This window comes from Yinghuangia sp. YIM S09857, assembly GCF_051388915.1.
Classification (GTDB): Bacteria; Actinomycetota; Actinomycetes; order Streptomycetales; family Streptomycetaceae; genus Yinghuangia.
In genome coordinates this window covers 175,179-181,507 of sequence record NZ_JBPKBH010000013.1, presented here as the reverse complement: position 1 = coordinate 181,507, position 6,329 = coordinate 175,179, and the positions used below count along the sequence as shown (strand labels likewise).

The 6,329-nt window shown below is 67.7% G+C and carries 7 protein-coding genes; 5 read left to right on the top strand and 2 right to left on the bottom strand.

Annotation, left to right across the window (positions count from 1 at the left end; genetic code table 11):
- Positions 1–88 precede the first annotated feature (88 nt).
- The 4 genes from ACRX5S_RS26160 to ACRX5S_RS26145 all read left to right on the top strand — a co-directional run bounded on the left by ACRX5S_RS26160 (position 89) and on the right by ACRX5S_RS26145 (position 4,391).
- Entirely contained in the window at positions 89–1,240 is a 1,152-nt protein-coding gene (locus ACRX5S_RS26160; protein ID WP_436775618.1) for an XdhC family protein, read from the top strand.
- A gap of 336 nt (positions 1,241–1,576) precedes the next feature.
- On the top strand, positions 1,577–2,116 hold the full coding sequence (locus ACRX5S_RS26155; protein ID WP_436775536.1) for a DUF6879 family protein: 540 nt from the start codon (positions 1,577–1,579) through the stop codon (positions 2,114–2,116).
- Positions 2,117–2,137: 21 nt separating this feature from the next.
- Positions 2,138–2,989 carry a helix-turn-helix domain-containing protein gene (locus ACRX5S_RS26150; RefSeq protein WP_436775535.1) on the top strand — a complete coding sequence of 284 codons (852 nt, stop codon included), beginning with the start codon at positions 2,138–2,140 and terminating at the stop codon, positions 2,987–2,989.
- A gap of 346 nt (positions 2,990–3,335) precedes the next feature.
- Positions 3,336–4,391, top strand: coding sequence for a methyltransferase domain-containing protein (locus ACRX5S_RS26145; RefSeq protein ID WP_436775617.1), 1,056 nt, complete (start codon positions 3,336–3,338; stop codon positions 4,389–4,391).
- Positions 4,392–4,398: 7 nt separating this feature from the next.
- On the opposite strand, the gene ACRX5S_RS26140 is transcribed toward ACRX5S_RS26145, so the two are convergent.
- Both ACRX5S_RS26140 and ACRX5S_RS26135 read right to left on the bottom strand, forming a co-directional pair.
- Positions 4,399–4,650 (bottom strand): DUF397 domain-containing protein, encoded by a 252-nt coding sequence (locus tag ACRX5S_RS26140; protein WP_436775534.1) that lies wholly within the window; start codon positions 4,648–4,650, stop codon positions 4,399–4,401.
- Positions 4,647–5,471, bottom strand: coding sequence for a helix-turn-helix domain-containing protein (locus tag ACRX5S_RS26135; RefSeq protein ID WP_436775533.1), 825 nt, complete (start codon positions 5,469–5,471; stop codon positions 4,647–4,649). Before ACRX5S_RS26135 ends, ACRX5S_RS26140 begins: the two co-directional genes overlap by 4 nt.
- 115 nt (positions 5,472–5,586) lie before the next feature.
- On the opposite strand from ACRX5S_RS26135, the gene ACRX5S_RS26130 reads away from it, so the two are divergent.
- A complete protein-coding gene (locus ACRX5S_RS26130) occupies positions 5,587–5,982 on the top strand; it encodes an ATP-binding protein (RefSeq protein WP_436775532.1) in 396 nt (131 codons plus the stop codon).
- Positions 5,983–6,329 lie beyond the last annotated feature (347 nt).

Genomic DNA, 6,329 nt, shown 5'->3' with positions numbered 1-6,329 from the left:
CCCCCCCCCCCCCCCCCCCCCCCCCCCCCCCCCCCCCGGACGGGCGGTTGTCCCGCCGGACAATCCGCGTAACCGTAGGGAGATGACGATGTTCGACATCGTGCCCGAGCTCACCGCCTGGCGCGCCCAGGGCAGGTCCTTCGCGCTGGCCACGGTCGTCGACGTCTCCGGCAGCGCGCCCCGGCTCCCCGGGGCGGCGCTCGCCGTCAGCGCGGACGGCGAGGCCGTCGGCAGCATCTCCGGCGGGTGCGTGGAAGGCGCCGTCTACGAGCTGTGCCGCGAGGCGCTGGAGTCCGGGACCCCGGTGCTCCAGCGTTTCGGGTACAGCGACGAGGACGCCTTCGCGGTGGGCCTGACCTGCGGCGGCGTCATCGACGTGTTCGTGCACCCCGATCCGGACGTCGATGCCGCGGTCGAGGCCCTGACCGCGCGCACCCCCGTGGCCGTGGCCCGCGTCGTCGCGGGACCGGCCCACCGCCTGGGCGCGACCCTGGTCCACCGCGACGGCGCGGCGACGGGCTCCCTGGGCGGGAGTGCCGCGTTCGAGACGGCGGTACGCGCCGAGGTCGCCGCGATGCTGGATTCCGGGCGGGGCGGGATGCTGACGTACGGCCCGGACGGGCGCCGGTGCGAGGCGGGACCGGAGACCGCGACGGTGTTCGTGGAGGCGTACACCCCGCCGCCGCGCATGATCGTCTTCGGCGCGATCGACTTCGCCGCGGCGGTCGTGCGGGTAGGCAAATTCCTGGGCTACGAGGTCGTCGTCTGCGACGCACGCGAAGTCTTCGCCACCCGCCGCCGCTTCCCCGACGCCGATGAGGTGGTCGTGGACTGGCCGCACCGCTACCTCGACGCGATCGAGGTCGACGGCCGCACGGTGTTGTGCGTCCTTACGCACGACGCCAAGTTCGACATCCCGCTCCTGGAACGGGCGTTGCGCCTCCCGGTGGCGTACGTCGGCGCGATGGGCTCCCGCCGCACCCACGAAACCCGCCTGGAGAAGCTGCGCGCGGCGGGCCTCACCGAGACCGAACTGTCCCGCCTGCGCTCCCCCATCGGCCTGGACCTCGGCGCCCGCACCCCCGAGGAAACCGCCGTCGCCGTGGCCGCCGAGATCATCGCCCACCGCCGAGGCGGCTCCGGCGCCCCCCTGTCCACGACACAGGGCCCCATCCACCACGACGGCAAGGGCTCCATCCAGCCGGTCGCCACCCCGTCCCCGGACCACCACGCGGCTTGAATGCCCGTCGAGTCCGGCGCGCTCCAGAATTCCCCCCAAAGAGCGAACTCCCTTGACAGCAAAGGCTGTCCAGGAAGACCCTCGCTGGCACACGGTGCCCATCACGGATGTCGGGGGACGTCATGAGTCTGCGATTCATCGCCAAGGACCCGGAGAGCAAAGACGGCAAGTGCCCGTCCGTCTGGGTGGACGACAACACCGGGGAGATCGTGGTCCAGGGTTGGAACGCACCACCCTCCTTGGTCGACGAGTGCCTTGCAGGTACGCCAGCCACTGACGGTGAGACGATTGTGCGGCTGCCGGCGAGCATGGCGGCCGCATTGAGGGAGGCATGCGATGTCTCGGAGCGCTCCATCCCTGGGTGACCCGGATTTCGGAGCAATGTTCGCCCGCTGCCAGCACTCCGCCGTGCACCTGGAGCTGCGGGACGTATACGCGATCGAGGAAGAGGACGCGGACTTCGCGGCGTGGCTGGCGGGCGACGTGACCGATGCGGACGAAGCCGCACGCACGTCTCCCTTCCTCGAACACGTTGCCGCAGCAGTCGCGCGCGGGGTGCTGTTCCGGCGTGTACGGGTCGTAAGCGAGCCGGCCAGCACGTACGTCCGCTACGAGCACGCCGGCACAGCAGCGAACGTGCGTGCAGGAGAGCAGGTGCGATGGATCAGCCGCGCCGACGCATGGGATCTGCTCCTGCCAGCACTTGACTGCTGGATCTTCGACGAATCGACGCTGCTTCTGCACCACTTCGACGGCGACGGCCGTTGGACCGGGTACGAGTTCAACGACGATCTTGCCGCAACCAAGCTGTACCTGGATGCGTTCGAGCGCCTGTGGGAGCGCGGCACCCCACACGCGCACTACAAGGCCGGCTGAGGCGCCGAGACGAAGACGGTCATGCCCCGTACGCCGTCTGCCGACGCGAAAGCTGCGCAGGACGCACTTGGTGCGAGCCTTCGGGAGCTCATGCACCGTGCCGGGCTGACCGGTGTCGCACTCGCCCATCAGGCGAACTGGCATGCCTCCAAATCCAGTCGTCTCGTGAACGGCAGAACCATGCCCTCATCGGCCGACATCATCGCCTGGTGCCGAATCTGCGATGCGGAGGACCGCATCGAAGACCTCCTGGCCCAGACCCGGTCCGTCAACTCGATGTATGTCGAGTGGCGCAAACGCGAACGGACCGGTCTGCGACAACTTCAGGACTCCTACCGAGCCGAGTTCGAACGAACCAGCCGGTTCCGGCTGTACGGTTCCGACGTCATACCAGGATTCCTGCAAACGCAGGCGTACGCCGCAGAACTGCTCGCAGCCATCGCACGGTTCCGCGGGGTCCCCGACGACTCGGAGGCCGCGGCGGCGGCGCGTGTCGAGCGATCGACCATCATCCGGCGCCGCGGTCGTACGTTCGCTTTCCTCATCGAGGAAGCGGTACTGCGGTACCGCGTCGGGGACGTCGCCACGATGACCGGGCAATTGGAACACCTGCTCGCGGTCATGCGGTTGCCCGCGGTCTCCGTTGGGGTGATCCCCTCCACCGCCGACCGCCGCAGCATGTTGCCCCTTGAATCGTTCTCCATCCATGACGACGGACCCGCCAGTGCCGAACTGCTGACAGCCGAGATCACGATCACGGCGCCCGGCGAAGTCAGGGACTACGCGAAGGCGTTCAGTGCGCTGATGGCGATCGCCGCGCATGGGCAGGCGGCGCGTGACCTCATCGCACGCGCGATCGACGAACTGGGATGAAATGTCCACACGTTCGGGGCTGGCCCGTGCACACAGATAGAAGATTGTTCCCCACCACTCGCGCCCTTTGAGACTGTTCCAGGTACTACGACCCTAGGAGGTCTCACACGATGGGCGCTCTGGCGAAGCATCGCGACAAGACAAACGATGACGCGCAGAAGGACCGGCCGATCCCGCCGCCTACGCCGCCGTCCACCCCTCCCCCGGACAGGAAGTGACGTTGCGGGTGAGTGCGCAACACGACATGCTCCGTGCGGTGGAGGCTGCGATCGGGCCTCTGCCGCACGAGTGGCGGAACGCTCTGTTGGCCGTCCCACGCGCACACTTCCTCCCCGACGTCATCTGGTTGCGGGGCGAAGGCGGAACACACGAGCCTTGCGATCGCCGGGACGAGCCTCAGCGGTGGGACGCCGCGGCGTGGGCCGATCGACCGGTTGTCGTGCAGGTGTGCGACGGCGACGACGGCGATGCCGATGACGTTCCCCCGTGGCCGAGTTCGTCCGCCTCACAGCCTTCTGTGGTCGCCTCGATGCTGCTGGATCTGGACGTGGCCGACGGCATGCGGGTCCTGGAGATCGGCACGGGAAGCGGATGGAACGCGGGACTGCTCGCACACCGGCTCGGCGATGCCAACGTCGTCACCGTTGAGGTGGACCAGGCACTTGCGGCGACTGCGCGCACTCGACTGGCGGCCATAGGGCTTGCCCCCCTCGTGGTGACGGTCGACGGCGCCGAGGGGTTTGCGCAACGTGCACCGCACGACCGTGTGCTGGCCACGTGCTCGGTCGTACGCATTCCACTACCGTGGGTGAGGCAAGTCCGCGTTGGGGGGCGGATCGTGGCTCCGTGGGCGACGGGCTGGACACACTACGGCACGGTGCGATTGCGCGTCCGGCCGGATGGCTCCGCGAGCGGGCGGTTCCGCGCCGGCGGGTCGTTCATGCCGATGCGATCGCAGCGCTCGCAGGTGGACAGCGTTGCGGATGTGCTGGGCGACGACAAGCCGGACTCGTCACGAACGACTTTGTCACCATGGGAAGTCGCCGGACGCGCGGACTCCGAGGCGGACTTCGCCATCGGCCTGCGTACGTCGGACCTTTGGCACCACTGGGAGGACCAACCCGAGGACGGCGTGAGCACCCGGCTGTGGGTCGGCGACGAGGCGGGATCGAGCTGGGCGGCCGTGGACTACGACGGCCGTCAGCTCGACACATTTGCGGTACGGCAGAACGGCCCTCGGCGGGTCTGGGACGAGGTCGAGGACGCGTGGGACTGGTGGACGTCCGCCGGTTCGCCGCTGCCGGAACGGTTCGGCCTCGCGGTGGGAACGGACGGTTCGCACCGCGTCTGGCTCGACGAGGAGGGGAGCGAGGACGCGTGGTACGTCCGGCACCCCGCCTGAACGCGGACTACCTGAGCGCGCCTGTGAAGCGGGTCCAGGACTGGGCGGGGATCATGAGGTCGCCGCGGGCGGTGTCCTTGGAGTCCCGGACGGGGACGAGGCCGGTGGGCGAGGTGGCGACTTCCACGCACTCACCACCGCTTGCGCCGCTATACGACGACTTACGCCAAACCTGCGCCACCTCAACGCAGTTGCCACCTGATGGGTTGCTGTGGAAGGACTTCCTCCACGTAGCCCGGAGAGGTGCATTGACCGTCACTCGTAGTCCTCCGCCAGACGCTCGATCATGTGCAGCGAATCAGAGGGCGACATCGCCGCTGCCCTCACATGATCGTAGGCCTGTTGCGCCGCCGCGACCATAATCGGATCATCCAGCAGATTGCCCGTTAGAACCCCTTCAACATAGGCAACTGATGGCGCGTCAGCAAACGACATGAGGTAGATCGAGCCCTCCATCAGTGCGTGGGCCCCAGCCGCCGTCGGAAGCACCTGCGTGATGATCCGCCGGTTCCGCGCGAGCGTGGCAATGTGTCGAAGCTGCTGTCGCATCACCTCAGCCCCGCCCACCGGCAGCCTCAGCGCCGACTCATGCAGGATCACCCACAACTCCGGGCGTGTTGCGGCCTCCAACAGCCGTGTTCGATCCATCCGGGCCCGCAAACGTTCATCAATGTCCGCTTTCGAGGCCCACGGCAAGCCAGCCTCAAATACGGCCAAGGCGTACCTCTCGGTCTGCACAAGACCTGTGATGAGCGTGGGTGCAAACGCACTGATCGTTGTCGCCAAGCACTCAAGTTCCGCAGTGTCGGCGAAGTGATCCGCATGCCGTGACTTGTTCGCCAGGCCGCACAGCCGTGCCATCAGGCCGTCCGTGCCGAAGACGCCATCCAGCCTCATCGACATGTCCAACTGCGGCTTCCGTACCGCGGATTCGATCTGGCCGATATATGCGCCTGAGCAGATCACCATGTCGCCCAGCTTCTCCTGGGACAGGCCCGCCGCCTCGCGGAGTCTGCGCAACTCCGACCCGTAGAAGGCCCTGGGCGAGCGCATCGGGTCGATGTCTTTCGGGTGGGCCATCAGGTCGCCTCCGCCTACAGAACAACTGTTGGGATTCAGCCACTCCCCACGTTAGCTCCGGAGCGCGACGCTTGGCGTACCAAACGTGACATCCACCGGAGAGGCGCCCCCGTCCATGAGCGAGCCCGTCACCCGCACGTACGTCCTCCCCGACATGCCCGAGTCCGCCAAGCTCGCGCGTGATCACGTGCGGGGGCCGCTCTTCGCGCACAAGCTCCCCCACCTCAGCGACGACGCGGCCTTACTCGCCTCGGAGTTGATCAGCAACGCGCTCCTGCACGCGGAAGGACGACCCGAGCTCCGGCTGCAACTCCGGGAGTCGACGTTCCGGATCGAGGTGGTCGACAGCGGGTACGGCGTACCCAAAGCCCCGCTGCCCGGCGTCGAGCGTACGTTCGGACGCGGGCTCTGGATCGTCGAACGCCTCTCGTGCCGCTGGGGATTCGTCCGCGACATCGCGTCAAAGTCGGTGTGGTGCGACCTCCCGACGCGCTCCGTCACGCCGCAGTAGGCCCGGCGCGACTCCTCACGCCCGTCAACACCTCAACGCCGGTTGGTTCGGCTGACACGTGTCGCAATTCCCGTCCTCATCAGGGGTTTTTGACCAACCAACTGTCTTAGCTTGTCAACATTCTGACTGTGTGTCAGCCTGCTGGCCGCACCACAGCGTCTCCTGAGTACCACCTGCCCCACGCAACAGCGCACGGCGGTGCTCAGGCCATGGGCACCGGGTCTGTTCATGCGAGAGGACGCAGATGCGAATACGCAGACGTGGCAGAACCGCCTTTGCGGCGACGGGCATTGCCGCCCTTCTGATTCTCCCCACTCAGCCCGCGGGCGCCGAGGACTCATCCTCGG